At 73.0% G+C, this 25486-nt stretch carries 15 protein-coding genes; 8 read left to right on the top strand and 7 right to left on the bottom strand.

Annotated features, from left to right (window positions below):
* Positions 1–28 precede the first annotated feature (28 nt).
* Positions 29–7294 carry a non-ribosomal peptide synthetase gene (locus tag FQY79_RS01500; protein ID WP_186759682.1) on the top strand — a complete coding sequence of 2422 codons (7266 nt, stop codon included), beginning with the start codon at positions 29–31 and terminating at the stop codon, positions 7292–7294.
* Positions 7291–8163 carry a serine aminopeptidase domain-containing protein gene (locus FQY79_RS01495; RefSeq protein ID WP_051322772.1) on the top strand — a complete coding sequence of 291 codons (873 nt, stop codon included), beginning with the start codon at positions 7291–7293 and terminating at the stop codon, positions 8161–8163. Before FQY79_RS01500 ends, FQY79_RS01495 begins: the two co-directional genes overlap by 4 nt.
* Positions 8164–8520: 357 nt before the next feature.
* Here the strand turns inward: FQY79_RS01495 and FQY79_RS01490 are convergent, their stop codons facing one another.
* From FQY79_RS01490 to FQY79_RS01475, 4 genes are all read right to left on the bottom strand, one after another.
* On the bottom strand, positions 8521–9846 hold the full coding sequence (locus tag FQY79_RS01490; RefSeq protein WP_146310088.1) for a nucleotide sugar dehydrogenase: 1326 nt from the start codon (positions 9844–9846) through the stop codon (positions 8521–8523).
* The gene (locus FQY79_RS01485; protein ID WP_146310086.1) at positions 9843–11141 is read right to left on the bottom strand and encodes a glycosyltransferase; all 1299 of its coding nucleotides are present in this window, start codon (positions 11139–11141) and stop codon (positions 9843–9845) included. Before FQY79_RS01485 ends, FQY79_RS01490 begins: the two co-directional genes overlap by 4 nt.
* A gap of 62 nt (positions 11142–11203) precedes the next feature.
* Positions 11204–12400, bottom strand: a complete 1197-nt coding sequence (locus FQY79_RS01480) for a glycosyltransferase (RefSeq protein WP_146310084.1) — start codon at positions 12398–12400, stop codon at positions 11204–11206.
* 185 nt (positions 12401–12585) lie between these two features.
* Positions 12586–13119, bottom strand: coding sequence for a serine O-acetyltransferase (locus FQY79_RS01475; RefSeq protein ID WP_146310082.1), 534 nt, complete (start codon positions 13117–13119; stop codon positions 12586–12588).
* Positions 13120–13229: 110 nt separating this feature from the next.
* Between FQY79_RS01475 and FQY79_RS01470 the strand changes: the two genes are divergently transcribed.
* The 5 genes from FQY79_RS01470 to FQY79_RS01450 all read left to right on the top strand — a co-directional run bounded on the left by FQY79_RS01470 (position 13230) and on the right by FQY79_RS01450 (position 19441).
* Entirely contained in the window at positions 13230–14006 is a 777-nt protein-coding gene (locus FQY79_RS01470; protein WP_146310080.1) for a glycosyltransferase family 2 protein, read from the top strand.
* 233 nt (positions 14007–14239) lie between these two features.
* Positions 14240–15874, top strand: a complete 1635-nt coding sequence (locus FQY79_RS01465) for a right-handed parallel beta-helix repeat-containing protein (protein ID WP_146310079.1) — start codon at positions 14240–14242, stop codon at positions 15872–15874.
* 215 nt (positions 15875–16089) lie between these two features.
* Positions 16090–17487, top strand: coding sequence for a TIGR03013 family XrtA/PEP-CTERM system glycosyltransferase (locus FQY79_RS01460; protein WP_146310077.1), 1398 nt, complete (start codon positions 16090–16092; stop codon positions 17485–17487).
* Between the two features lie 110 nt (positions 17488–17597).
* Positions 17598–17858, top strand: a complete 261-nt coding sequence (locus FQY79_RS01455) for an acyl carrier protein (RefSeq protein WP_146310075.1) — start codon at positions 17598–17600, stop codon at positions 17856–17858.
* Positions 17855–19441: a class I adenylate-forming enzyme family protein gene (locus FQY79_RS01450; protein ID WP_146310073.1), complete on the top strand. Its 1587-nt coding sequence runs from the start codon at positions 17855–17857 to the stop codon at positions 19439–19441. Before FQY79_RS01455 ends, FQY79_RS01450 begins: the two co-directional genes overlap by 4 nt.
* Positions 19442–19485: 44 nt before the next feature.
* On the opposite strand, the gene FQY79_RS01445 is transcribed toward FQY79_RS01450, so the two are convergent.
* Together FQY79_RS01445 and FQY79_RS01440 are read right to left on the bottom strand one after the other, a co-directional pair.
* A complete protein-coding gene (locus FQY79_RS01445) occupies positions 19486–20262 on the bottom strand; it encodes a J domain-containing protein (RefSeq protein WP_146310071.1) in 777 nt (258 codons plus the stop codon).
* 16 nt (positions 20263–20278) lie between these two features.
* A complete protein-coding gene (locus tag FQY79_RS01440) occupies positions 20279–21274 on the bottom strand; it encodes a polysaccharide deacetylase family protein (protein WP_186759680.1) in 996 nt (331 codons plus the stop codon).
* Between the two features lie 192 nt (positions 21275–21466).
* On the opposite strand from FQY79_RS01440, the gene FQY79_RS01435 reads away from it, so the two are divergent.
* Entirely contained in the window at positions 21467–24247 is a 2781-nt protein-coding gene (locus tag FQY79_RS01435) for a right-handed parallel beta-helix repeat-containing protein (RefSeq protein ID WP_146310068.1), read from the top strand.
* A gap of 13 nt (positions 24248–24260) precedes the next feature.
* Here FQY79_RS01435 and FQY79_RS01430 read toward each other — a convergent pair whose 3' ends face one another.
* Positions 24261–25385, bottom strand: coding sequence for a glycosyltransferase (locus FQY79_RS01430; protein WP_146310066.1), 1125 nt, complete (start codon positions 25383–25385; stop codon positions 24261–24263).
* Between the last annotated feature and the right edge of the window lie 101 nt (positions 25386–25486).

Below are 25486 nucleotides of genomic sequence, written 5' to 3'. Positions count from 1 at the left end.
CGGCATGGCGGACGGGCGCGGGAGGAACGTGAGCGCGGTCGACTACGACCCGTTCGCGGGCGGGGCGCTGGCGCGGGTGGTCCCGACCACCGAGCCGCAGCGCGAGCTGTGGCTGGCGGCGCAGCTGGGTGAGGACGCGTCGCTGGCCTACAACGAGTCGGTTTCGCTGCAGCTGCGCGGGCCGCTGGACGTGGCCCGGCTCCAGCGTGCGCTGCAGCTGGTGGTCGACCGCCACGACGCGCTGCGCGCCAGTTTCGGTCCCGACGGGGAAACGTTCTGCGTGCTCGAGCCGGCGCCGCTGCCGCTGGAGGTCGTCGACCTGTCGCAGCTGCCGCAGGCCGGGCGCGAGGCCGCGCTGGCCCAGCGCCGCCGTGCCGGCGTGGAGACCGCGTTCGCCCTCGCCCAGGGGCGGCTGTTCCGGGCCGAGCTGCTGAAGCTGTCGCCGCAGGAACACGTGCTGCTGATGCACGCGCATCACATCGTGTGCGATGGCTGGTCGTGGTGGGTGCTGGTGCGGGAGCTGGGGACGGCCTATGCGCGCGGCGACGAGGCCGCTTCCGCGCTGCCGCCGGCCGAGAGCTTCGCCGACTACGCACTGGCCGAGGCGATGCGCCCCGGTTCGCCGGGGAGCGTCGAGGACGAGCAGTACTGGCTGTCCCGGTTCGCCGGCGCCCCGCCGGTGCTCGACCTTCCCACCGACCGGCCGCGACCGGCCCGGCGCACTTTCTCCTCGCGGCGCGAGGACTACGTGCTCGACGCCGAGCTCGTGTCCGCGGTGCGGCGCATGGGCGCGCGCCGCGGTGCCAGCCTGTTCGCCACCTTGCTGGGTGCGTTCGCGACCCTGATGTCGCGCGTGGCCGGGCAATCCGAGGTGGTGGTGGGTATCCCGGCCGCGGGACAGTCGGTGGACGGCCACGAGCACCTGGTCGGGCACTGCGTCAATCTGCTGCCGCTGAAGTTCGAGCTCGCGCCCGAGCAGAGCTTCGCCCACGTGCTCGATGGCGCGCAGACCCTGCTGCTGGACGCGATCGAACACCAGCGCTACACCTTCGGCACGCTGCTCAAGAAGCTGCACATGGCGCGCGATCCCGCACGCCTGCCGCTGGTCAGCGTGATGTTCAACATCGACCAGGCGCTGGACCAGGAGCGCAGCGGTTTCCCGGGCCTGGAGCTCGACTTCACCACCAACCCGCGCAGCTACGAGAACTTCGAGCTGTCGATCAACGCGGTGCAGGTGGAAGGGCGGCTGCGGCTGGAAACCCAGTACAACACCGACCTGTTCGATGCCGCGACCGTGCGCCGCTGGCTGTCGGCGTTCGAGTGCCTGCTGCGCAAGGCCTGCGAGGCGCCCGACGAGCCCATCGCGCGGCTGCCGCTGGTGGATTGCGCACTGTTCGCCGAGCTGGCCGCGCTGCAGCCGGCGCCGACGCCGTTCGACCGCGAGTGCCGGATGCACGAGCTGTTCGAACGGCAGTGCGACCGGGAACCGTCGCGCCTCGCCCTGAGCGCTCCGGACGGCTGCCTGGACTACGCCGCACTCGAAGCGCGTGCCAACCGGATCGCCCGCCTGCTGCGCGGGCACGGCGTGCAGAAGGGCGCCCTGGTCGGTCTGGCCATGGACCGCGGCACCGACATGGTTGCCGCACTGCTGGGCATCCTGAAGTCCGGCGCCGGCTACGTGCCGCTCGACCCCGGCTTCCCCGCGGACCGCCTGGCCTACATGGCCGGCGATGCCGGCCTGGCCGCGCTGGTCACCCAGCAGGCCCATGCCGCGCGCTTCGACCTGCGCGGGCGGCCGGTGCTGGCGCTCGATGCCCTGGCCGACGAGCTCGAGGCGCTGCCGGCCACGCGGCTGGGCCGCGACGCCGGCGCGGCCGATCCCGAGTCCCCGGCCTACGTCATCTACACCTCCGGCTCCACCGGCCGCCCGAAGGGCGTGGTGGTGCCGCACCGGGCGGTATCGAACTTCATCGCCTCGATGCAGTCCGAGCCCGGGCTGGACGCGCAGGACCGCCTGCTGGCGGTGACCACGCTGTCGTTCGACATCGCGGTGCTGGAACTGATGCTGCCGCTGAGCGTGGGTGGCGAGATCGTGCTTGCCGGGCGTGAGAGCGCGATCGACGGCCTGGCCCTGGTCGACCTGCTGCGCGAGGCCGGCATCACGGCGATGCAGGCCACGCCCGCCACCTGGCGCCTGCTGCTCGAGGCCGGCTGGCAGGGTAGCGCCGGCTTCAAGGCGATGTGCGGAGGCGAACCGCTGCCGCCGGACCTGGCCCAGGCGCTGCTGGCGCGTTGCGGCGAGCTGTGGAACCTGTACGGGCCGACCGAGACCACGGTCTGGTCGACCGCCACCTGCGTGCAGCCGGCCGCCGCCGGCGCGCTGCCGGACATCCACATCGGCCGCCCGATCGCCAACACCCAGGTCTGGATCCTCGACGAGCACGGCCAGCCATGCCCGCTGGGCGTGCCGGGCGAGATCTGCATCGGTGGCGAAGGCGTCACCCTGGGCTACCTGGCGCGCCCGGAGCTGACCGCCGAACGCTTCCTGCCCGACGCCTTCGCCGACGCCAGCCGTGGCTTCGGCACCGGCATCGCGCAGCCGCTGCTGTACCGCACCGGTGACCGCGGCCGCTGGCGCACGGACGGCCAGCTCGAGCACATGGGCCGGCTCGACTTCCAGGTCAAGGTGCGCGGCTACCGCATCGAACTGGGCGAGATCGAGAGCCAGCTGCTCGTCCACCCGGGCGTGGCGCGGGCGGTGGCGATGGCGCGCGAGGACCGGCCGGGCGACGTGCGCCTGGTGGCCTATGTCGTGCCGGCACCGGGGCATGGGGCGTCCGACGCCGATCTGGTCGCGCACCTCAGGGCAAGCCTGCCCGACTACATGGTGCCGCAACACTTCGTGCGCCTGGACGCGATCCCGCTGCTGCCCAACGGCAAGGTCGACCGCAAGTCGCTGCCGGCGCCCATCGCCGCGGCCCAGCCCGAAGTGCCGGCGGCGGTCACGCCGCCCGAGGATGCGCTGCAGGCGCAGGTGCTCGGCGCGATGCGGCAGATCCTCGGCCGCCCGCAGCTGGGCATGGACGACGGGTTCTTCGAATCAGGCGGGCACTCGCTGCTGGCCGCGCAGCTGTGCGCGCGCCTGGGGCGCGAACTGGCGACCACGGTGTCACTGCGCCAGCTGTTCGACGCGCCGACCGCGCGCCAGCTCAGCGAGCTGCTGCGCGCCCGCGCCGGCGTCGCGCAGGCCGCCGCGCCGACGATCCCGAAGCTCGCCGATCCATCCACCGCGCCACTCACCCCGATGCAGGAGCGGCTGTGGATCCTCGAGCAGATCGAGCCGGGCGGCGTGACCTGGAACACCCCGTCGGCGCACCGCCTGCGCGGGCCGATGGACGAGCAGGCCTTCGCCCGCGCCTTCGCCGAGATGGTGCGTCGCCAGCCGGCGCTGCGCACCATCATCGTCGAGGACGACGATGGCCCCCGGCAGAAGGTGCTCGACGAGGTCGACGTGCCGCTGCTGCCACCGCTCGACCTGTCGCACCTGCCCGAGGACGCGCGCATGCGTGCGCTGTACGACGACCTCGAGGCGCAGACCGCGGTGCCGTTCCAGCTCGACCGCGCGCCGCTGTTCCGGGCCCGGCTGTACCGGCTGGCCGAGGACGACCACGTCCTGTACTTCATGACCCACCACGTGATCTGGGACGGGTGGTCGTTCGACATCCTCTACACCGAGATGTCGGCGCTGTACGAGGCCTTCGCCGCCGGCCGGCCCTCGCCGCTGCCGCCGCTGGAGACCACCTACACCGAATATGCGGCCTGGCGCGCGGACGCGCTCGCGGGCGGGGCGGTGGACCGCCACCTGGAGTTCTGGAAGCGGCACCTGGACGGTGCGACAGAACCGCTGCGCCTGCCCGAGGATCTGCCGCGGCCGGCCAAGGCCAGCGGCACCGGCGGCACCGACTGGGTGCACGTGGACCTGGCCACCACCGAGGCCCTGCGCCAGGTCGGAACCCGGGCCGGCGCCACGCTGTTCATGACCCTGCTGGCGGCCTACTACGTGCTGCTGCACCGGCTCAGCGGCCAGGACGACCTGGTGGTGGGACTGCCGTTCCGCAACCGCCCCACCGAGGCCCTCGAGAAGGTGATGGGCTTCTTCGTCAACCTGCTGCCGCTGCGCCGCAGGCTCGACCCGTCGATGCCGTTCCTGCGCCTGGTCGAGGAGGTCAAGGCCGGCGTGGTGGAGGCGTTCGAGTATCCCGACCTGCCGTTCGAACGGCTGGTGCGCGAACTCCAGGTGCCGCGTGATCCCTCGCGCTCGCCGGTGTACCAGGCGGTGTTCTCGTTCCAGGACGTGCGCGCGAGGAACCTCAACTGGGGCGACCTGTCCCACGAACACCTGCTGATGTTCCAGAAGGGGATGGCCAACGACCTGGGCATCTGGTTTCTGGAGCATCCGGCCGGGCTGTCGGGGGCGATGGGCTACAACGCCGACATCATCACCGCCGCGGGGGCGCGTGCGATCGCCGAGCGCTTCGAGGCGCTGCTGCGCTCGCTGTGCCAGGACCCGGCCCAGGCCATCGGCGATGCCAACCTGCTGTCCCCGTCCGACCGCGCGCGCCTGGCCGAGTGGAACTCCACCACCCGGCCGCTGCCGCCCTACCGCTCGGCCCATGGCCTGCTCGCCGCGCAGGCGGCGCGCACGCCGGACCAGGTGGCGCTGCGCTTCGGCACGACGGCGCTGACCTACGCGCAGCTGCACGCGCGCGCCGCGCGCATCGCCGGCGCCCTGCGCGCGCGCGGCGTGCGGCCGGGAGACCGGGTCGGCGTGTGCCTGGAGCGCTCGCCCGACCTGCTCGCCACGCTGCTGGCGACATGGCGCTGCGGCGCGGCCTACGTGCCGCTCGACCCGGCCTATCCGGCCGACCGCCTGGCCTACATGGCCAGCGACGCCGGCCTGGCCCAGGTGGTGGCCGAGGGCGCGCTGGCCGATCCGCTGGGGCTGGAGCGCGGGCGGCTGGTGCTGCTCGACGCGGATGCGGCGGTGATCGACGCGGCCGCGGCCGTGCACGACGCCGCCGACCCGGTCGGGCGCGAGGCGGCCGCCTATGTGATCTACACCTCCGGCTCCACCGGCAAGCCCAAGGGCGTGGCGGTGCCGCACGGCGCGGTGCTCAACTTCCTCGACAGCATGCGCGAGGCGCCCGGCCTGGACGCGGACGACGTGCTGCTCGCGGTCACCACGACCTCGTTCGACATCTCGGTGCTGGAGCTGTTCCTGCCGCTGGCGGTGGGCGCGACGATCGTGCTGGCCGCGCGCGAACAGGCGCTCGAGGGCGACGAGCTCGCCGCGCTGCTCGCACGTGAATCGGTCACCGTGCTGCAGGCCACGCCGTCCACCTGGCACCTGCTGCTGGACGCGGGCTGGCGTGCGCAGGGGAAGTTCCGCGCGCTGTGCGGCGGCGAGCCGATGTCGGCCGAACTGGCCTCGCGCCTGCTTGCGGCGGGGGCGGAACTGTGGAACGTGTACGGCCCCACCGAGACCACGGTGTGGTCCACCTGCGCCCGGATCGAGGCCGCGCCGGGCGACGCCCCCGACATCCACGTCGGGCGGCCGATCGCCAACACCACCGTGTGGGTCCTGGACGCGCGCGGCCAGGTCTGCCCGCCGGGCGTGGCGGGCGAACTGTGCATCGGCGGCGCCGGCGTGACCCTGGGCTACCTCGGCCGCGAGGAACTGACCGCCGAGAAGTTCATTCCCGACCACGTCGCCCCGGTCGACCACGACACCGGCCTGCCGCCGCGCCTGTACCGCACCGGCGACCGCGCCCGCTGGCGCCAGGACGGCGTGATCGAGCACCTGGGCCGGATGGACTTCCAGGTCAAGCTGCGCGGCCACCGCATCGAGCTCGGCGAGATCGAGGCGGTGGTGGAGGCGCAGCCGGGGGTGTCGCGCGCGGTGGCCGTGGTGCGCGAAGACCAACCGGGCGACCAGCGCCTGGTGGTGTACCTGGCGCGTGCCGGTGCCGGCCCCGACGAGGCCGCGCTGCAGGCCGCGCTCCGGCGCACGCTGCCGGCCTACATGGTCCCGCAGCACGTGGTGGCGATGGACGCACTGCCGCTGCTGCCCAACGGCAAGGTCGACCGCAAGTCGCTGCCGGCGCCGGCGCAGGCCACGCCGGCCGCGGCGGCCACGGGTGGCGGCCGCCATGCCGACCCGCGCGTGCAGTACCTGGCCGAGCTGTGGACCGCGCTGCTCGGCGTGGAAGCCGGCCCGCAGGACAACTTCTTCGACCTGGGCGGCCACTCGATGCTGGCGGCGAAGATGGCCAGCCGCGTGGCGCGCGAGACCGGACACCGCATCCGGCTGATGCCGCTGGCGACCCAGACCCTGGCCCACCTCGCCGCCGAACTGCCACTGCAGTCGCTGCCCGGTGCGCCGGCGCCGGCCGTGCCGGCGCCCGCTGCGGTGCCGCCCCCGTCCGTCGCCCAGGTCGTGCGCGGCGAGCGCGCGCTGTACTTCGGCGACGCGCCGCGGCGGCTGTTCGGCATGCACCATGCCAGGGCCGACGCCCGCGCCGGGCGTCCGCTGCTGGTGCCCGCGCCCCTGCTGCAGGAAGGCGTGGTCTGCCAGCGCGCCCTGTGGACGGTGTGCGACGCGCTGGCCGCGTCCGGCGGGCAGGCGCTGCGCTTCGACTGGTACGGCAGCGGCGAGTCCGCGGGCGATTCGGCCGAGCTGACCCTCGAGGGGATGGCCGGCGACCTGGGCCGGGCGCAGGCGTTCATCGGCGGCGACCCCAGGATCCTCGCCCTGCGCAGCGCCAGCCTGCCGGTGCTGCACGCGGCGCTGGCGCGCGGCCAGGCCGTGGACCTGGTGCTGTGGGATCCGTGCCTGTCGGGCGCGCGGCTGCTGGCGCGATGGCGCGGCCAGCACCGCGTCCAGCTGACCGCGGCAGGGCGCTACCTGCGCGAAGGCCGGGCTCCGGTGGCCGCGGACGAACTGCTGGGCTTCGACCTGTCGCCCGGGCTGCCGGCCGCGCTGGAAGCGCTCGATTTCCGCCAGGCCGTGCTGCCGGCCGGCAGCCGTGTGACCGTGGTGACCTGGGCCGAGGCCATGGACGGGGCGGAGGCCTTCGTCGCCGCCCAGCGCGAGGCCGGCCTCGAGGCCACGCACGTGGTGCTGCAGGCCTCCGACATGCCCGACTGGGACGATGCCTCGCGGTTCGAGGCGCAGGTGTTCCCGCGGCGCAGCGTGGCCGAGGTCGCCGCCCTGATCCAGGAGATGCCCGCATGAACCTCCATGCCGCCGTGCCCTTGCCCGCAGCGGCGCACGACACGTCCGCGCCGTCCGACCGCGGCTACGAGGAGCGCGTCCACCGCTTCGGCGACGGCCTGGTCGGCGTCGCGACGCTCCCGGCCGGCCGCGCCCCGCGCGCGACCGCGCTGATCCTGCTCAACGCCGGCCTGGTGCACCGCATGGGGCCGTTCCGGCTCTACGTGCAGATGGCGCGCCGCCTGGCCGCGGAGGGCTACGTGGTGCTGCGCTTCGACCAGTCGGGGCTGGGCGACAGCCCGCTGTCGAGCCAGCACAGCGACAACCGCAAGCGCGACGAGGTGCGCGCGGCGATGGCCCTGCTCGAACGCGAGGCCGGCGTGCGCCGGTTCGTGCTCGGCGGCATCTGCTCGGGCGCCGACGACAGCTTCAACATCGCGCCGCTCGAGCCCCGGGTCGCCGGACTGGTCCTGCTCGACGGGGTCAGCTACCGCACCCGCGGGCACAAGTTGCGCCACTACCTGCCGCGCCTGCTCAATCCCTTGCGCGTACTGCGGGCGCTGTGGCGGCGCCTGGTGCCGCGGCGCGAGCCGCCGCGCGCGGTCGGCAACGACGACCTGCGCGACTTCCCCACGCGCGACGAGGCGAGCAGGCGGCTGCTGGCGCTGGACGCGCGCGGCTGCCAGGTCCTGCTGCTGTATACCGGCGGGGTGGCCTCGTACCACAACCACCGCCGCCAGGCGCTGGAGGCTTTCGGCCCGGTGATGCGCTCGTCGAACATGGCCACCGAGTACTGGCCCGAGTGCGACCACACCTTCTACGTGCGCAGGCACCGCGAGAAGCTGTTCGCCTGCCTGCAGGACTGGATGCAGGCGCGCTTCCCTGATTGATCCGCGGCGATTGATCCGCGAGCGCCCCGCGTCGGGCGCGGCCTGCTCCCGGCGGACATCCGCGATCCCGCGCCACGAGGTTCCGGATCGAACGGGTGGACGGCCCGGGGCGGCCCGCATCGCCGTGCGACCGGGCAGCCGTCTGCTGGTGGAGCCAGCCCCGCGCGGCAGCAAACCGCCGCCCGGCGGGGACGCCCGGATGCGTCGTGCATCGACGCGCGACGGCGATCGGTGCGGTCTCAGGCGCTTGACCGCCTGCGGCCAGGACCCGGTGCCGGCCCCGGAATCGCCTGGCCGGATGCCGGCGCGCCCCCGTTCCGGGGGCGCGCAAGGTGGGACCGGTCTGTGCGCCGCGGCTCAGGCGGCAGCGACGGCCCGCTGTCGTGGCGCCTCGGGCGCCGGCTCGACCGGACGGGCGAGGTCGGTGCGCAGGTCGAACACCCGGCCTTTCGCCTGCCCGCGCCAGTCGTGGGCGTTGGCCACGTCGGTGCACAGCAGCAGCAGCTCGGCGTGCTCGAGGACTTCCTCCGGTTCCGACACCAGCATCTGCGCCAGGTGCGGCAGGTGGCGGTCGATGTAGCTCAGGTTGCGGCCGCGCAGGCGGCCGAGGCTGACGTTGGGATCGTAGATCTTCACCGAGTAGCCCCAGCCGGTGAGCGTCTCCACCATCTCGACCATCGGGCTCTCGCGCAGGTCGTCGGTGCCGTTCTTGAAGCTCAGGCCGACCAGGCCGATCTTGCGGCTGCCCTCGTCGCGCACCATCTTCAGCGCGCGCTTGAGCTGGTTCTCGTTCGAGGCCATCACCGAAGGCAGCAGGTTCAGGCGCAGCGCCGCGTGCTCGGCGAAACGGTTGATCGCGCGCAGGTCCTTGGGCAGGCAGGAGCCGCCGAAGGCGAAGCCCGGGCGCATGTAGGCCGGCGAGATGTTGAGCTTGGTGTCCTCGCAGACCAGGCGCATCACCGCGTGGCCGTCGGCCCCCATCGCCTTGGCGACCGCGCCGATCTCGTTGGCGAACGCCACCTTGACCGCGTGGAAGTTGTTGCAGGCGTACTTCACCAGCGCCGCGGTGCGCGGGTCGGTGACGTGCTTGCCGGCCTCAACCGCGGCGTACAGGTCCAGCACCGGCCGGGCGTGCGCCTCGTCCTCCGCGCCGACCAGCACGTACGGCGGGTGGTAGTAGTCCTTGAGCGCCGAGCCCTCGCGCAGGAACTCGGGGTTGTTGCACAGGACCACTTCGGCCGGGAAGCCGGGGCCCAGCTCCTCGTCCAGCGCCGGCCGCATCTGGGTCTCCAGCAGGCCCGGCAGCAGGGTCGAGCGGATCACCACGTGGTAGGACTTGGGCGCGGCGCGCAGCGCCTTGCCGATCGAGCGGATGACGGCCTCGAGCACGTGGGTGGTCACGCTGCCGTCGTCCATCGACGGCGTGCCGACCGCGATCATCGCGATCTCGGACTTCGCCACCGCTTCGGCGGTGTCGGTGGTGGCGGCCAGGCGGCCGGCGGCCACCTGCCCGGCGACCAGCTCGTCCAGGCCGTTTTCCCGGATCGGGGCCTGGCCGGCGTTGATCTCGGCCACCTTGTCCGCGTCGATGTCGACGCCGATGACGGAGTGACCGTCCCTGGCCAGGCAGGCGCCGGTCACGCAACCGACGTAGCCCAGGCCGAACACCGCAACATTGCTCATGATTTCAGTGGCTCGCTACTGGAAAGGAAAGGGTGGGGCGTGGCCCGGCGCACGCTGCCGCGCTCGCGGACGCGCGCGAGCACGTCCAGGCAGATCGCCTCGAACTGGCGGGCGATCGGCTCGCTGCCGTAGTGCGCGCGGACGAAGGCGTCGGCGGCGTCGCCGATCCGGCGCCGCAGATCCGCGTCGTCGAGAAGGCGCAGCACGTCGGCGGCGAACGCCTCCGGATCGTCGGCCTGCAGGTAATGGGTGCCGGGCTCGACCGGCAGGCCCTCGGCGCCGATCGTGGTGCTGACCGTGGCCCGTGCCATCGCCATCGCCTCGTAGATCTTCAGCCGGGTGCCGCCGCCGACGAGCAGCGGCACCACCACCACCGAGGCCGCGGCCAGGTAGGGGCGCACGTCCGGCACCGAACCGGTGACCTCGATCCCGGGGCGCTCGGCCAGCGCGCGCACCGACGGCGGCGGGTTGCGGCCGACGATCTGGAAGGTCGCGTCGGGACGGCGTTCGCGCACGCGCGGCCAGACCTCCTCGCAGAACCAGCGCATGCCGTCCTGGTTGGGCAGCCAGTCCATCGAGCCGAGGAACATCACCCGGCCCTCGACCTCGTCCCCGGGACGCGGCTCGAACAGTTCGGTGTCGACCGCGGTGTCGATCGCGTCGACGTCGCGCCAGCCATAACGCTCGGCGAAGATCCGCGCGTCCTGGCGGCTGACCGCGATCACGTGGTCGAAGTGGTTGCCGCACGCGGCCTCGAACGCGGCCATGCGGCGGTACTGGTTGCGCATGTAGGCGCGCATCAGGGCGCCGCTGGTGACCTCCGCGTGGCGCTCGAGGATCTGCGCCTCCACGTTGTGCTGGAACAGGATCGAGGGCGGCAGTTCGAGCCCGGCGAGGTGGCGCACCATCTGCACGGTGTCGCAGATCACCAGATCGAAGGCCTCGCGGCGCAGCAGGTCCGCGATCCGGCGCCGCAGCGCGGGATCGTAGTTGCGGTCGACGGCGTAGGGACGCGAGGAGGCGAGGTTGGCGAGCGCGCCGAGGTAGAAGCCGGCGCTGCCGTGCGGGGAGACCTCGCCCGGCACCGCCTCGACCTTCATGCCGAGCGCCTCCATCTCGGGCAGGAACGCTTCCTCGCCCCGGCGCAGGTTGCATACGTAGGTCACGTCGTGCCAGCGCGCCAGGTGCTTGAGCAGGTTCAGCACGCGGATCTTCCCGCCGGTGTCGCGCGGGAACAGGATCTGCTTGTGCAGGAACAGGATCTTCAGGCGCGGCTGGCCGCTGGTGTCGGGCATGGGTGTGCTCGCGGATGCGCGGGCGCGGTGCGCCCTTGCCGAAGGGTCTGTCCGTTCGAACGTCAACCGGCGGCGGATGGGGACAGCAGGCGCGAGACGCGCGCGCGGTCGGCGCTGTGGCGGAGGAAACGCGCGATCTCGGCCACGGCCTCGCGGCGGTCGCGCGGCCCGGTGGCCGGTGCCGGCGGCGGCGCGTCGAGGCCGCGGCCGATCGCCTCGGCCAGCGCCGCGGGCTGCTCGGGCGGGACCAGGATGCCGGCGCCCAGCGAGGCGATCTCGGGAATGCCGCCGACGTCGCTGGCCACGTAGGGCGTCCCGCAGGCCGATGCTTCCAGCAGCACGTTGGGAATGCCCTCCGAACGGCTGGGCAGCACGAACAGGTCGGCCGCGCGCAGCCACGCCGGCAGCTCGGCGTGGGCGCGGCTGCCGTGGAAGCGCACGCGCCCGGAGAGCCCCAGGGACTGCGCCTGCGCCTCCAGGCGCGCGCGCTCGGCGCCGTCGCCCACCAGGTGCAGGCACCAGTCGTCGCGCTGCGCGGCGAGCGCCTGGCAGGCCTGCAACAGGACGTCGACGCCCTTGACCGGAAGCAGGTTGCCGATGAACAGCAGGTGGCGCCGGCCGTCGTCGAAACCGACGCCGCGCCGGGCCGCGTCGCGGTCGCCCGGGTGGAACAGGCTGCGGTCGACGCCGTCGAGGATGGTCGCGACCCGGTCCGGCTCGGCGCCCAGCGCGACCACGCGCGCGGCCAGGTCGGCCGATACCGCGATCACCCCGTCGGCCGAGCGCAGCGCCTCGCGGGTGCCGCGGGCGCGGGCCGGGAATTCGTCCATCCGCCGCACGTCGCTGCCGTGCACCAGCACCACCACCGGCAGCCCATGGCGGCGCGCCAGTCGCACCGCGGCCCAGCCGTCGGGATAGGCCCAGGTCGCGAGCACCACGTCCGGTGCCAGCTCGTGCACCGCGCGCGCGAACGCCCCGGCGACGCTGGCCTGGAAGAAGCGCCCGTACTGGCTGCGCAGCACGCCGGGCGTGTACCAGTAGCGCGGATGTTCGACCGGGATGCCGTCGCAGGTGGTGCGGCGCCCCCGGGGGATCTTCGCGCCGCGTCCGCGCAGCGCCCATTCCTCGCGCCAGGACACCGGCGCGACCAGCCGCAGTTCGTTCGTTTCGGCGAGGAACCGGAAGCGGTGGCGGTTGAACGCGGCCCGGTGCGGCTGCAGCGGGTTCGGGTAGAGGTTGGTGAGGGCGAGGATTCTCATGCGGTGCGGGGTGTGGACGCCGCGCCGGGGCGCGGCGGCGCAGGGTGGGCGGGTTCCGGCCGGGGCGGCGCGGCGTGGTGCGCGATGGCGGTGCCGCCGCGACGCTGGCGCGTGTCCACGCCAACGGCATCGCTGTCTCCGGACAACGTCGCCATGCGCGGGATCCGGACAGCGCGGCGCGGCGGTCAGCCCGGTTCGCCGACGCCCGGGCCGGGCTCGCGCTGGCGCAGGACGCGGGCCGGGATCCCGCCGACCGTCGCCCCCGCCGGGACGTCGTGCACCACCACGGCGTTGGCGCCGACGCGGCAGTAGTCGCCCAGCGCGACCGCGCCCACCACCTTGGCGCCCGCGCCGAGGAACACGTGGCTGCCCAGCACCGGCGAGGCCTGCTTCTCCGCGCCGATCGTCACCTGGTGCTCGACGTAGACGTGCGCGCCGCCGCGCACGCTGCCGTTGATCACCACGCCCTGGCTGTGGATCAGCACGAAGCAGGGCCCGAACTCGGCGCCGCGGCCGATGATGCACTGGCCGAAGAAGGCGTTGAGCTTGTTGAACAGCATCGCCAGCGGCGCCAGCCGGTGCCGCTGCGACCACTGCATGGCGCGGTAGCAGGCCATGGCGAAGGTGCCGTCGGTGAGCAGCGTCTTGAGCAGGTTGCGCGGACGGTCGTCGCCGTAGCACCACCTGGACTTGGCCTTGAGATCGTCGACGAACAGCATGCTTCTCCCGCCGGCGGTGGCCGGAACGCGTCCCCCAGTGAACGCATCGCGCCGCGGTTTCCGGCCGCGGGCGCCGTGCGCGTGCCCGGTTCCGCCCGCATTCCGCGTTCATGAGGTGGACGACCGGACAGGGGAAGCTGCGGATGGACCGGGTGAGCGTGGTGATGCCCGCCTACAACGCGACCGCGACGCTGGAGGCCTCCATGCGCTCGGCGCTGGCGCAGACCCACGCCGACGTCGAACTGCTGGTGGTCGACGACTGTTCCACCGACGGCACCTGGGACGTGGTCCAGCGCCTGGCCGCGGAGGACCCGCGGGTGGTGCCGATCCGGCAGCCGCGCAACGCCGGCGTCGCCGCCGCCCGCAACGCCGGCATCGAGGCCGCCACGGGACGCTACATCGCCTTCCTCGACAGTGACGACCGCTGGTACCCGGACAAGCTCGCCATCCAGCTGGCGGCCATGCGCACGGAAGGGGCCGCGGTCGGCTACGCGGCGTACGAACGCGTGGACGCGGCGGGACGGGTCCTGTCGCGGGTCCGGCCGCCGCCACGGGCGGGCTACGCGCGGATGCTCAAGGGCAACTGCATCGGCAACCTGACCGGGATCTACGACCGCGCGATCGGCGAGCCGCGCTTCAGCCGGATGGGCCACGAGGACTACGCGTTCTGGCTGCAGGTGGTGCGGATGGCGGGACAGGCGGTGTGCGCGCCGCCCGAACGGATCCTCGCCTCGTACCTGGTGCGCCCGGGGTCGCTGTCGGCCAACAAGCTGCGCGCGGCGCGCTGGCAGTGGCGGATCTACCGCGAGAGCGAGCGGCTGGGGATCGTGCGCGCGGGCTGGTACTTCGCCCACTACGCGGCCCAGGCGGTGCGCAAGCGGATCTGACGGGTCCGCCGTCCGGGCCGGCCGGGCGCCTGCGCAGCCGCGTGAGCCCGGTCACACCCGGGTCGTGAGCCCGGTACGCGCTGGCGGCTGCAGGCGGCCTTTTGCGCCCGTGGCTCGCGCGTTCAGCTTTGCCGTGACACATTTCGCCGGGCCGTGCGCCGGGCGAGAGGCCGGTGCGCGGAAACCAGGGGGAAAACGCACTCGCAACAGCCACAGCCCGAGGGATTCCCCCGATGCCACGCAGCACCCTGACGACCGCCCTGGTCCTGGCTCTGGCCAGCGCCCCGGCGTGGTCGGCCGAACTCTTCGTCTCCACCTCCGGCAACGATTCCAGCGCCGACGGCAGCAGCGCGCGTCCCTACCGGACCATCGGCCGCGCCATCTCGGCATCGCGCGCCGGCGACACCGTCACCGTCCTCAACGGCACCTACAACGAGTGCGTGCGCCTGCGCCACCGGCTGACCCTGCGCTCGCCGTCGGGCCAGCGGGCCCACATTGCCTGCAGCACGTCGACCGCCAACTCGGTCGGCATCCAGGTGGATCCGGGCGCCTCCGGCAGTCGCATCGCCAACCTGGAGATCAGCGGCGGCTACTACTACGGAATCATGCTCCAGACCGACTGGTACCAGGGCGGCCCCGCGTCGGCGACCGGCGCCTCGGACGTGGTGATGGAGGACCTGCTGATCCGCGATACCGGCCGCGACGGCATCAAGATCACGCCCAAGTCGAACCGCGCCATCATCCGCCGGGTCGAGATCCGCAACACCGGCCGTCGCGACGACAGCAACGCCGACGGCATCGACAACGTCAACGGCGACGGCATGGTGGTCGAGGACAGCTATATCCACAACACCGCCACCACCGGCCTGTACTTCAAGGGCGGCGCCCGCAACGTGGTGATCCAGCGCAACCGGATCGAGAACACCGGCGACGCCGGCATCCTCGCCGGCTTCGACACCAGCCCGGAGTACTTCGACCTGCGGGTGAACCCGGACTACTACGAGGCCATCGACGGCATCGTGCGCAACAACGTCGTGCGCAACACGCGCTACGCGGGCATCGGCCTGTATGCCTCGAAGAACACCGTCGTGGCCAACAACACGATCGTCAACGCGGCGAGCGGCGGGCACTCGGCGATCTACTTCGGCGTCACCTTCCAGGACTGGGAACCCCAAGCCAAGCGGCCTGCCAACGTCAATCCCAAGGTCGTCAACAACCTGATCATCCAGAGCAACAACCGCTGCGTGGAGATCCGGTACTCGAACGAGCTGGGCGGGCTGTCGGGCCTGAGCGGTTCCCCGGGCACCGACTGGAACGGCTACGGCAACGGCTGCGTCTTCCGCGACAACCGGCCGGCCACGGCCTTCAGCCAGGGCAACCTGTCGCAGTGGCGCAATGCGCTGAACGTCGATGCCAACAGCAAGCAGGCGAACTACAGCGTGACCGCCGACGGCCACCTGCCCGCAGGCAGCCCGGCGATCGATGCCGGGACCGTGCTGGCCGAGGTGACCGACGACATCGACGGTCAGGCCCGCAGGGCCCCGTACGACCTGGGCGCCGACGAGGTGGGCGGTGGATCGCCGCCGCCGCCTACCTCGCCGCCATCGGGGCGTCGCAGCACCGGCTCGCAACCGCTGGCGCCGCCGTCCATCGCGCAGGCGGCCGCGCCGCGGTCGGCGGCGGCTCCGGCGAGGCCGGTTGCGGCCACGCCCGCCCCGGCCGCCGCCGCCGCGCCGGCACCCGCGCGCCCGGCCGCGGCGCTGCCGGCCACAGTGCGGATCGCGCCACCGGTCCTGGGCCTGTGGTCCCGGCTGCGCGACTGGTACGAGCGCCAGTCGCGACCGCGCGAGCACCGCGCCCGCCACTGACCCGGCGCCGCGCCGCCTGCGCCTGCGCCCCCGCCCGCGTCCGCCGGCGTGTCCTGCCGGTGGCGCGGAATGCGTTGGATCCTGCGACCACGGAACGGCCCGGCCGGCCCGTGGGTCGCTGGAAGCTACGCAACGGGGGGCGAGGCAGGCATGTACCCAGGACACCATCGCTGCGGGACCGGAAATCGGCGGATCGACCGCCGTGGGGAGGCCCCATGAGGGGCGCGTTCGCGAGCCGGGCCAACCGCACCGTCCGGCTGCTGTGGCTGCTCGAACTGGCGGTGCTGCTGCTGTCGGTGACGGTGGCCGTCTGGCTGCGTTTCATCGACGATCCCGCCAGCCGCGGCCTGTTCGTCGAGACCGCGCCGGTGCGTACGTTGCTGGTGGCGCTGTTCGTCACCGGCGCCATGGCGGCGTTCGGCCTCTACCAGCCGCACGTGCGGCACAACCGCATCGACCTGATGCTGCGCATCGGCCTGGGCTTCGCCTTCGGCGGCGTCGGCCTGCTGGTGCTGTACTACCTGGTACCGGCCACCTACATCGGCCGCGGCGTGCTGGCGATCTCGCTGGCGATCGGCTTCGTCCTGATCTGCACCCTGCGCCTGCTGGTGTACGGGCTGTTCGGGGTCGAGGCGTTCAAGCGCCGGATCCTGATCCTGGGCGCCGGCAACAACGCCGACCTGATCAACCGCCGGCTGCGGCGGCGCAGCGACCGCAAGGCGTTCACCGTGATCGGCTTCATCCCGATCGAGGGCCAGCCGCAGGTGGTCGCGCCCGGGCTGCTGGTGCCGCTGGAAGGCCGCACCCTGTACCAGGCCGCGCTGCACCACCACGCCCACGAGATCGTGGTCGCGCCGGACGAGCGTCGTGGCGGCCTGCCGATGGAGCAGATCCTGCAGTGTGCGCAGATGGGCGTGTCGATCGTCGACCTCCCCGCGTTCTTCGAGCGCGAAGCGGGGCTGATCAAGCTCGAGATCGCGGACCCGTCCACGCTGGTGTTCTCCGGCGGCTTCGACCACTCCTTCCCGCGCCGGATCACCAAGCGCGCCTTCGACATCGCCGCCGCACTGGTGCTGCTGCTGGTGGCCTGGCCGGTGATGCTGGCCGTGGCGCTGGCGGTCTGGCTCGAATCCGGATCGCCGATCCTCTACCGCCAGACCCGGGTGGGCGAGGGCGGGCGCACCTTCGACCTGGTCAAGTTCCGCAGCATGCGCACCGACGCCGAGAAGGACGGGGTGCCGGTCTGGGCCAAGAGCAACGACGACCGCACCACCCGCGTGGGCCGCTTCATCCGCATGACCCGGCTTGACGAGCTGCCGCAGCTGTTCAACGTCCTGGCCGGGGACATGAGCTTCGTCGGCCCGCGGCCGGAGCGGCCGCAGTTCGTCGACCAGCTCAACGGGCAGATCCGCTACTACAACGTCCGCCACTCGGTGAAGCCGGGGCTGACCGGCTGGGCCCAGCTGCGCTATCCCTACGGGGCCTCGGTGGACGATGCGCGGGAGAAGCTGAAGTTCGACCTGTTCTACGTCAAGAACCACGGCCTGGTGTTCGACTTCATGATCCTGCTGCAGACGGTCGAGGTCGTGTTGTTCAGGCGCGGCGCGCGCTGAGCGCGCCCGCCCGCGGTTCCGTCCCCGCCCACAATCTGTTCCAATCCGGGCTCGGCGCATCCGCCCGCCGGCGTGCCGCCCGTGCCCTCCCTCCCAGACCAGACATCCGCATGGCCTCCACGCAAGAGCTCATCCATGAATTCATCGTCGCCAACTTCCCCGGCGACGGGACCGACCCGACCCCCGAGATGGACCTGCTCGAAGCGGGCATCATCGACTCGATCGGGGTCCTGACCCTGGTGACCTGGCTGGAGGAGACGTTCGGCTTCGTGGTCGACGACGAGGACGTGCTGCCGGAGAACCTGGGCAGCATCGCCGGCATCGCCGCCTATGCCGAGCGCAAGCTCGACGGGGCCGGGACCGCCGCATGAACCGCTACGAGCACCACCTGAGCCTGGCGGCGGCCCGGCGGCCGGACCATCCCGCGATCGTCCAGGCCGGGGCGAGGACCAGCTACGCCCAGTTCGACGCCGCGGCCAGCCGCTTTGCCGACGGACTGGTGGAACACGCCGCGTTCGCCAACGGCGAGCGCTGCGTGGTGTTCCTCGACAACCGCGTCGAGACCGCGGTGGCGATCTTCGGCACGCTGCGCGCCGGCGGCGTGTTCAGCGTGATCAACCCGACCACCAAGACCGACAAGCTGGCCTTCGTGCTCAACAACTGCGAGGCCTCGGTGCTGGTGACCCAGGCCAGCCTGGCCGCGGTGGCGTTCGCCGCCGCCGCGCGCGCGCCGAGCGTGCGCAAGGTGGTGGTGGTGGACGGCCTGCCGGGCGATGCGCCGGCGGCGGCGGTGCCGTGGGACGCGTTCAATGCCGTGGCCGCCCCGGGCTGCGCCGCGGCGCGCCCGGCCGGGATCGACATCGACCTGGCCATGCTGGTCTACACCTCGGGGTCCACCGGCAACCCCAAGGGCGTCATGATGACGCACAAGAACATCGAGCACGCCGCCAGCTCGATCACCACCTACCTCGAGTCGAACGAGGACGACGTGGTGCTGAGCGTGCTGCCGCTGTCGTTCGACTACGGCCTGTACCAGCTGCTGATGTGCGTGAAGATGGGCGCCACCCTGGTGCTGGAGAAGTCGTTCGCGTTCCCGCAGAAGGTGCTGCCGCTGCTGGCCGCGGAGAAAGTGACCGGATTCCCGCTGGTCCCGACCATGGCCGCCCTGATCGTGCAGATCCGCAATTTCGACCCGGCCTGGGCGCAGAGCGTGCGCTACATCACCAACACCGCCGCGGCGCTGCCGCCTGCCCACATCTTCAAGCTGCAGGAACTGTTCCCGAACGCGAAGGTGTACTCGATGTACGGCATGACCGAGTCCAAGCGCTGCACCTGGCTGCCGCCCGAGCAGCTGGCCAGGCGCCCGGACAGCGTCGGCATCGCGATCCCGGGGACCGAGGTGTGGGTGGCCGACGACGAGGGCCGTCCGGTGCCGCCCGGCACGATCGGCGAGCTGGTGGTGCGCGGCGGCCACGTGATGCAGGGCTACTGGCGCAACGAGGAGGCCACGGCCAAGACCCTGCGCCCGGGCCGCTATCCCTGGGAGAAGGTGCTGCACACCGGCGACCTGTTCCGGATGGACGAGGAGGGCTTCCTGTACTTCGTCGGCCGCAAGGACGACATCCTCAAGACCCGCGGCGAGAAGGTCAGCCCCAAGGAAGTCGAGAACGTGCTGTACGCGCTGCCCGGCGTGCGCGAGGCGGCGCTGGTGGGCGTGCCCGACCCGGTGATGGGCCACGCGCTCAAGGCGATCGTGGTGCGCGATGGCGATGCGCCCGACGCGCGCGCGATCCTCGCCCACTGCCGCGCGCACCTGGAGGAGTTCATGGTCCCGCGCACGGTGGAGTTCCGCGACTCGCTGCCCAAGACCAGCACCGGGAAGATCCGCCGCAGCGTGCTCCAGGCCGAGGCCGAGGGGCGCGCGCTGCCGGAGGAGGACGAGGCGCCGGCCTGACGGTCCGGGTCCCCGCGCCGGCCATCCGTCGCGTGGCCCCGGCGTCAGCGATGCGCCGCCGGATCGAGCTCCAGGCAGGCGATGCCGCGTTCCGCGTCCAGCGGGTCCGGATCGCCGTCCGGATGCATGGGCGAGTGGCCGAGCGGCTTGAGCGGGGAGCTGTACCAGTCCACCACCTCGCGGCAGGACAGGCGGATCCACGAAGGGCCGTAGTGCCACAGCCTGCCGTCCTCGGTGGTGTCGGTGGGCGTGCCCAGGGCGTCCAGCGCCTCCCGCGCGCTCATGCCGATCCACAGGGCCGGAACGGCGCCGGCGGCCGTGTCATCCGCGTCCGGGGCCGCGGCGCCCGCGCGTGCGGCGTCCGCGGGCGCGGCGGTCCCTTCGTCGCCGCGACCGGCCAGCTGGGCGGCCAGCACCAGCGCGACCAGGGCCACCAGCACGCCACTCAGCCAGCGCCGCTGGCCCGGCGCCGTGGTTGCGGAGGCCGCCACCCCGGCCGGCGGGGCGGTCCCGGCGTCGCGGCGGGGCGGACGCGCCGTCGCTGCGGCGCCCGCCGACGGCGCGGGCGCCGGGCGGCGGGCCGCGGCCGGGGCGGGTGGTGCGCCGGGGAAGCGGCCGTGGGCCTGGAAGAACTCGAGCGCCGCCGCGTAGCCCAGGTTGAGTACTTTCAACGCCTCCTCGCCGGCGTGGCCTTCGCTGCCGCGGTCGGGGTGCAGTTCGGACACGCGCCGCCGGTAGGCATGCTTGAACGCCTCGGGCGAGCAGGTCGGGTCGATCCCGAGCTCGCGGTACAGGGCGAGGAAGTCGATCTGCGCGCTCATGCCCGCCGCCAGCGCTTCAGGCGGGATCGAACTTGCAGAACAGGCGCGGCATCCAGAGCATGGCGCCCAGGTCGTGCATGCCGACGTAGCGCTCCATCGCCATGCGCGGGGTATCGAAGCGCGGCGAGTCCACGGCCGCGTGGCCGCCGTAGTACGAGAACGCGCGCTTGACGCCCACCGCCTCCAGGCATGCGCGGGTGCCCTCGTCGAACGCCCAGGTGCTGCCTACCGGATAGGCGAAGTAGTGCATCGGCCGGCCGGTCTCGGCAAGGATCCGCGCCGCGCAGGTCTCGATCTCATCGCGCTGGCGTTCGAGCGGCAGGCGCGAGAGCACCGGGTGGTCGACGGTGTGGCCGCCGATGGTCATCCCGCCGGCGGCCATTTCCCGGATCTGGTTCCAGTCCATCCACAGGCCGTCGACGCGTTCGGGCGTCTCCTGGCCGGTTTCGGCGCGCAGGCGTTCGAGCATGCGGGCGGCCTCGTCGGCCGGAAGCGCCTTGTAGGCTCGAAGGATCGCGCCGATGGCGGCGTCGGGGCCGCGTGTCGGGGCCAGCGGTTCGGGCAGCCATGGCCGCAGGTCCAGCCGCGCGGCCGCGGTGGTGCGGATGCGCCAGGCGATCTCGTCCCACCAGGGCAGGCGCGGGCGGTCGATGAAGCCGGTGGCGATGAAGAAGGTGGCGGGCAGGCCGTGCCGGCGCAGGATCGGGTAGGCCACCTCGTAGTTGTCCAGGTAGCCGTCGTCGAAGGTGACCAGCACGTGGCGACCGCGACGCCCGGCCACCGTGTCGATGTCGGCGGGCGAGATCACGTCGCAGTCCCGCGCCAGGCGCGCCATCTGCGCGTCGAAGGCCTCGGCGTCCGCGCTCCACAGCTCGCGGTCGTAGGGCGAGCTGCTGCCGTCGCCGATGCGGTGGTAGTTGAGGATCAGGATCCCCGACGGCGGTGCCACCGCCGCGAGCAGGCGGCCGAGGCCGCTGAGCGCCAGGATCCTGGCCGCGATGCGCTTTTTCAAGGCCGTCCTCCGTCCCCCTGCGGTGCGCCGGCGCCGGTCGCCGGGGCGTGTCGTCCGTCCGGGGTATACGCGGAAAGCCCGCATGGGCGGACGCCGTGTCCGCCGGCGCCACCCGATCGCGTTCCAGTTCCCAGGGAAGCGGCGCCACGGGTGCCGGCATCCACGCGCAACCCTCCGGAGCACCCGCGCCGCATGACCACGCCAACACACCACCGATCCCGCCGCCTGCTGCTCGCCTGCCTGGTGGCGTGCGCCGCCGCCTGGGCCGCTCCCGCCGCGGCCCGCACCTGGCACGTCTCGGGCGCCGGCAGCGACACCCACGGGAACGGTTCGGCCGAACGCCCGTTCCGGACCATCCGGCGCGTGATCGACCCCGAGTGGGGGCTGGTCTCGCCCGGGGACGTGGTCGAACTGGACGCGCGCCCGGGACAGGGGCGCTACGACGAGTGCGACGTGCGGCTGCGGGTGCGGCTGACCCTGCGCTCGGCGCCCGGCGGCGGGCGGGCCCACATCCATTGCGACCTGGACACACCCGACTCGGTCACCGTGCAGATCGACCCGGACGCCTCCGGCAGCGTGCTGTCCAACCTCGAGATCAGCGGTGGCCACTACTACGGCGTGATGCTGCAGACCAACTGGTACCAGGGCGGCCCCGACAGCGATGCCGGTGCCTCGGACGTGGTGCTGGAGGATCTGCTGGTCCGCGACACCGGCCGCGACGGGATCAAGATCACCCCGCGCTCGCGCCGCGTGACCATCCGTCGCGTCGAGATCCACGGCACCGGCCGTCGCGACCCGAGCAACGCCGACGGCATCGACAACGTCAACGGCGACGGCATGGTGGTCGAGGACAGCTACATCCACGACACCGCCACCACCGGCCTGTACTTCAAGGGCGGCGCGCGCGACGTGGTGGTCCAGCGCAACCGGATCGAGAACACCGGCGACGCCGGCATCCTCGCCGGCTTCGACACCAGCGTCGACTTCTTCGACCTCGAGGCCAACCCGGGCTACCACGAGGCGATCCGCGGCGTGGTCCGCAACAACGTGGTGCGCAATACCCGCTACGCCGGCATCGGCCTGTACGCCACCCTCGACACGGTGGTCGCGCACAACACCATCATCGACGCCGCGCGCGAGGGCCAGGCGGCGCTGTTCTTCGGCATCGTCTTCCAGGACTGGCACGGCGAGGCCGGGCGGCCGCCGAACACCGGGGCCACCGTGGTGAACAACCTGGTGGTGCAGGACGGCGGCAACTGCGTGGAGATCCGCTGGTCGCCCGAGCTGGGCGGGCTGTCGGCGCTGGCCGGCGCGCCGCGGATGGACTACAACGCCTACCCGCGCGGGTCGCGCCCGTGCCGCTTCTTCGACCACCGGCCGGACTCGCCGCTGGCGCTGCCGGTCTCCAGCCTGGAGCGCTGGCGCCAGGCCATGGGCGTGGACGTGCACAGCGTGCAGGCGGCGGTCGAGGTCGACGCGCGCGGCCGTCCGCTGGACGGGAGCGCCGTGGTCGGCGCCGGCACGCCGCTGCCGGGCCTGGGCGAGGACATCGAGGGCGAGGGGCGTTCGCCGACCGCGCCCACCATCGGCGCATACGAGGCGGGCGCCGGGGCGGCCGCCGCGGCCGCCCCGGTCGCGCACAGGATCCCGCCGGGCCATCCGGCATCCCGCGACGGGCTGCGCGAGCTGGCGGACGACACCGCCATCGTCACGCTGTCGGGACTGGCCCGGCTTGGAAACGCATGGCCACGCGCCGCCGGCTGGATCACGCCGATGCGGCTGGCGTTGCTGGGGGCGGGCCTGCTCGCCCTGGCCGTCCTCGTTCCCGCCCTGGTGGTGGCGCGCAGGCGCAACGTGACCGGCTGGCTGTTCGCCTGGATGCGCCAGGACTGGCGCGCGCCGGTGCCGCCGGGCACCACCCGGCACCTGCTGTTCTGCTTCGTCGACCACTACGAGCCGGGCTGGGGCACGCCGGGCCTGGAGCGCGAGCGCGCGCGGGTGGAGCGCTGGCGCCGCGACCTGCCGAAGCTGTGCGAAGGGCACCGCGACGCCGACGGCCGGCCCCCCGTCCACACCTTCTTCTACCCCGAGGAGGAATACCGGGAGGAGCACCTGGACGCGCTGGTGGAGCTGTGCCGGCAGGGACTGGGGGAGATCGAGATCCACCTCCACCACGACAACGACACCGAGGACAACCTGCGCCAGACGCTTGCCCGATTCACCGAACTGCTGGCCACGCGCCACGACGCGCTGCCACGCGATCCGGCCACCGGCCAGCCGCGCTGGGCGTTCATCCACGGCAACTGGGCGCTGGACAACAGCCATCCGACGGGCCGCCACTGCGGCGTGGACAACGAACTGACCGTGCTGCGCGAAACCGGCTGCTACGCCGACTTCACCCTGCCGGCCGCGCCCGACCCCTGCCAGACCCGGACGGTGAACCGGATCTACTACGCCAAGGACGACCCGGCGCGGCCGAGGTCGCACGAGACCGGGCCGCGGGTGAAGGTGGGCGGCCGGAGCGAGGGCGACCTGATGATCATCCAGGGGCCGCTGGGCTTCCGCTGGAAGTCGCGCAAGTGGGGGCTGCTGCCGCGGATCGAGAACTCGGACATCCGCGCGGTGGCGCCGGCCACCCGCGACCGCATCGATGCCTGGGTCCAGACCGGCATCCACGTCGAGGGCCGGCCGGAATGGATCTTCGTCAAGATCCACACCCACGGCGCCGAGGACGAGGACATGGACGCGCTGCTCGGCAAGGCGATGGACGAGGCCCACACCTACCTCGAGACCCGCTACAACGACGGCCGCGAGTGGAAGCTGCACTACGTGAGTGCGCGCGAGGCCTACAACATCGCCAAGGCCGCCGAGGCAGGGCTGGACGGAGATCCCGGGCAGTACCGCGACTACCTGGTGCCGCGCCCGGGCTATGGCGTGGCGGACGCCGCGCAGCGGCGGGTGGCCAACGGCTGAGGCGGGTCACCGGTCAGGCGGCGAGCGCCTCGCGGTACAGGCGCTCGTAGCCGTCGGCCATCGCCCCGACCGAGGCGTGGCCGAGCACCCAGTCGCGCGCGGCCGCGCCCAGGCGGGCGCGTTGCGTTGCGTCGGCGAGCAGCTCGTCGAGCAGGTTGCGCAGGCCGTCGCCGTCGCCGCTGGCGAACAGCCGCCCGGTCTGTGCGTCGCGCACGATCTCGGGGTTCCCGCCCACGTCCGATGCCACCACCGCCAGGCCCGCGGCGCAGGCCTCGAGCAGGGCGATCGACAGGCCTTCGGTCAGCGAGGGCAGCACGAACACGTCCAGCGCCGGCAGCAGGGCCGGCACGTCGTCGCGGGCGCCCGCGAACAGTACCCGGTCGGCCACGCCGAGCGCGCGGGCCTCGATCCGCAGCGCCGCCTCCAGCGGCCCGTCGCCGACCAGGACCAGGCGCACCCCGGGGTGGGTGGCCGCCAGGGCCGGCAGGCAGCCCAGCAGCAGGCGGTGGTTCTTCAGCCCCACCAGCCGGCCGACGCAGCCGAGCAGTGGCACCCCGGGCTCGATCCCGAGCCGGGCACGGGCGCGTTCGCGCGCCTGGCCCCCGCCGTCGAAGCGCTGCACCGGGATGCCGTTGAGCACCGTCGCCGCCAGCGTTGGCGGCACGATCGCGTCGTCGACGAACCGCCGCCGCACCTGTTCTCCGACCATCGCCACGCGCGCGGTGTGGCGCAGCGACCAGCGGTAGAGCGTGCGCAGGCGCCGGTTGTCCAGGCGGGTGCCCATGTTGTGGCAGGTGTTGACCAGCACGGGCGGGGACCGGCGCCCGAACAGCGCGGTGGCCGCGTAGTAGTTGGGCACGAAGTTGTGGCTGTGGACCAGGTCGGCGTCGGCCGTCGCGCGGCGCAGCCGGTGCAGCACGCCCAGGTCCAGGGTCCGGCGCTTGCCGCCCACCAGCACCGGCACCCCGGCCGCCTCCAGCGCGTCGCGGAAGCCCCCGGTCTCGCAGATGCTGAACACGCTCACCGCCATCCCGCGCGTGCGCTGCTCGATCGCGAGGTCGGCCACCACGCGTTCCAGGCCGCCGAAGTCGAGCGAATTGACGACATGCACGATGCCGTGGAGCCGGGGACGATCCATGCGAACCGGGTTGCCAGGGATGGAGGGCGTCGGCCGCGCGCGGGTCGTGGCCAGCCCTTGTTACGCAGGACGCGCGGCCGACCGGCCACGGGGCCCCCCGG

The organism is Luteimonas wenzhouensis (assembly GCF_007859305.1).
In the GTDB taxonomy this organism is placed as follows: Bacteria; Pseudomonadota; Gammaproteobacteria; order Xanthomonadales; family Xanthomonadaceae; genus Luteimonas; species Luteimonas wenzhouensis.
The sequence above is the reverse complement of the archived record's forward strand: the minus strand, read 5'-3'. Positions and strand labels throughout refer to the sequence as shown.

What these genes read in the sequence shown, in the direction of transcription:
- FQY79_RS01445 (WP_146310071.1), bottom strand. Translation starts at nt 20,262, where the DNA reads ATGAGCGCGCAGATCGACTTCCTCGCCCTGTACCGCGAGCTCGGGATC.
- FQY79_RS01460 (WP_146310077.1), top strand. Translation starts at nt 16,090, where the DNA reads ATGAGGGGCGCGTTCGCGAGCCGGGCCAACCGCACCGTCCGGCTGCTG.
- FQY79_RS01490 (WP_146310088.1), bottom strand. Translation starts at nt 9,846, where the DNA reads ATGAGCAATGTTGCGGTGTTCGGCCTGGGCTACGTCGGTTGCGTGACC.
- FQY79_RS01475 (WP_146310082.1), bottom strand. Translation starts at nt 13,119, where the DNA reads ATGCTGTTCGTCGACGATCTCAAGGCCAAGTCCAGGTGGTGCTACGGC.
- FQY79_RS01430 (WP_146310066.1), bottom strand. Translation starts at nt 25,385, where the DNA reads ATGGATCGTCCCCGGCTCCACGGCATCGTGCATGTCGTCAATTCGCTC.
- FQY79_RS01470 (WP_146310080.1), top strand. Translation starts at nt 13,230, where the DNA reads ATGAGGTGGACGACCGGACAGGGGAAGCTGCGGATGGACCGGGTGAGC.
- FQY79_RS01435 (WP_146310068.1), top strand. Translation starts at nt 21,467, where the DNA reads ATGACCACGCCAACACACCACCGATCCCGCCGCCTGCTGCTCGCCTGC.
- FQY79_RS01465 (WP_146310079.1), top strand. Translation starts at nt 14,240, where the DNA reads ATGCCACGCAGCACCCTGACGACCGCCCTGGTCCTGGCTCTGGCCAGC.
- FQY79_RS01485 (WP_146310086.1), bottom strand. Translation starts at nt 11,141, where the DNA reads ATGCCCGACACCAGCGGCCAGCCGCGCCTGAAGATCCTGTTCCTGCAC.
- FQY79_RS01455 (WP_146310075.1), top strand. Translation starts at nt 17,598, where the DNA reads ATGGCCTCCACGCAAGAGCTCATCCATGAATTCATCGTCGCCAACTTC.
- FQY79_RS01495 (WP_051322772.1), top strand. Translation starts at nt 7,291, where the DNA reads ATGAACCTCCATGCCGCCGTGCCCTTGCCCGCAGCGGCGCACGACACG.
- FQY79_RS01450 (WP_146310073.1), top strand. Translation starts at nt 17,855, where the DNA reads ATGAACCGCTACGAGCACCACCTGAGCCTGGCGGCGGCCCGGCGGCCG.
- FQY79_RS01480 (WP_146310084.1), bottom strand. Translation starts at nt 12,400, where the DNA reads ATGAGAATCCTCGCCCTCACCAACCTCTACCCGAACCCGCTGCAGCCG.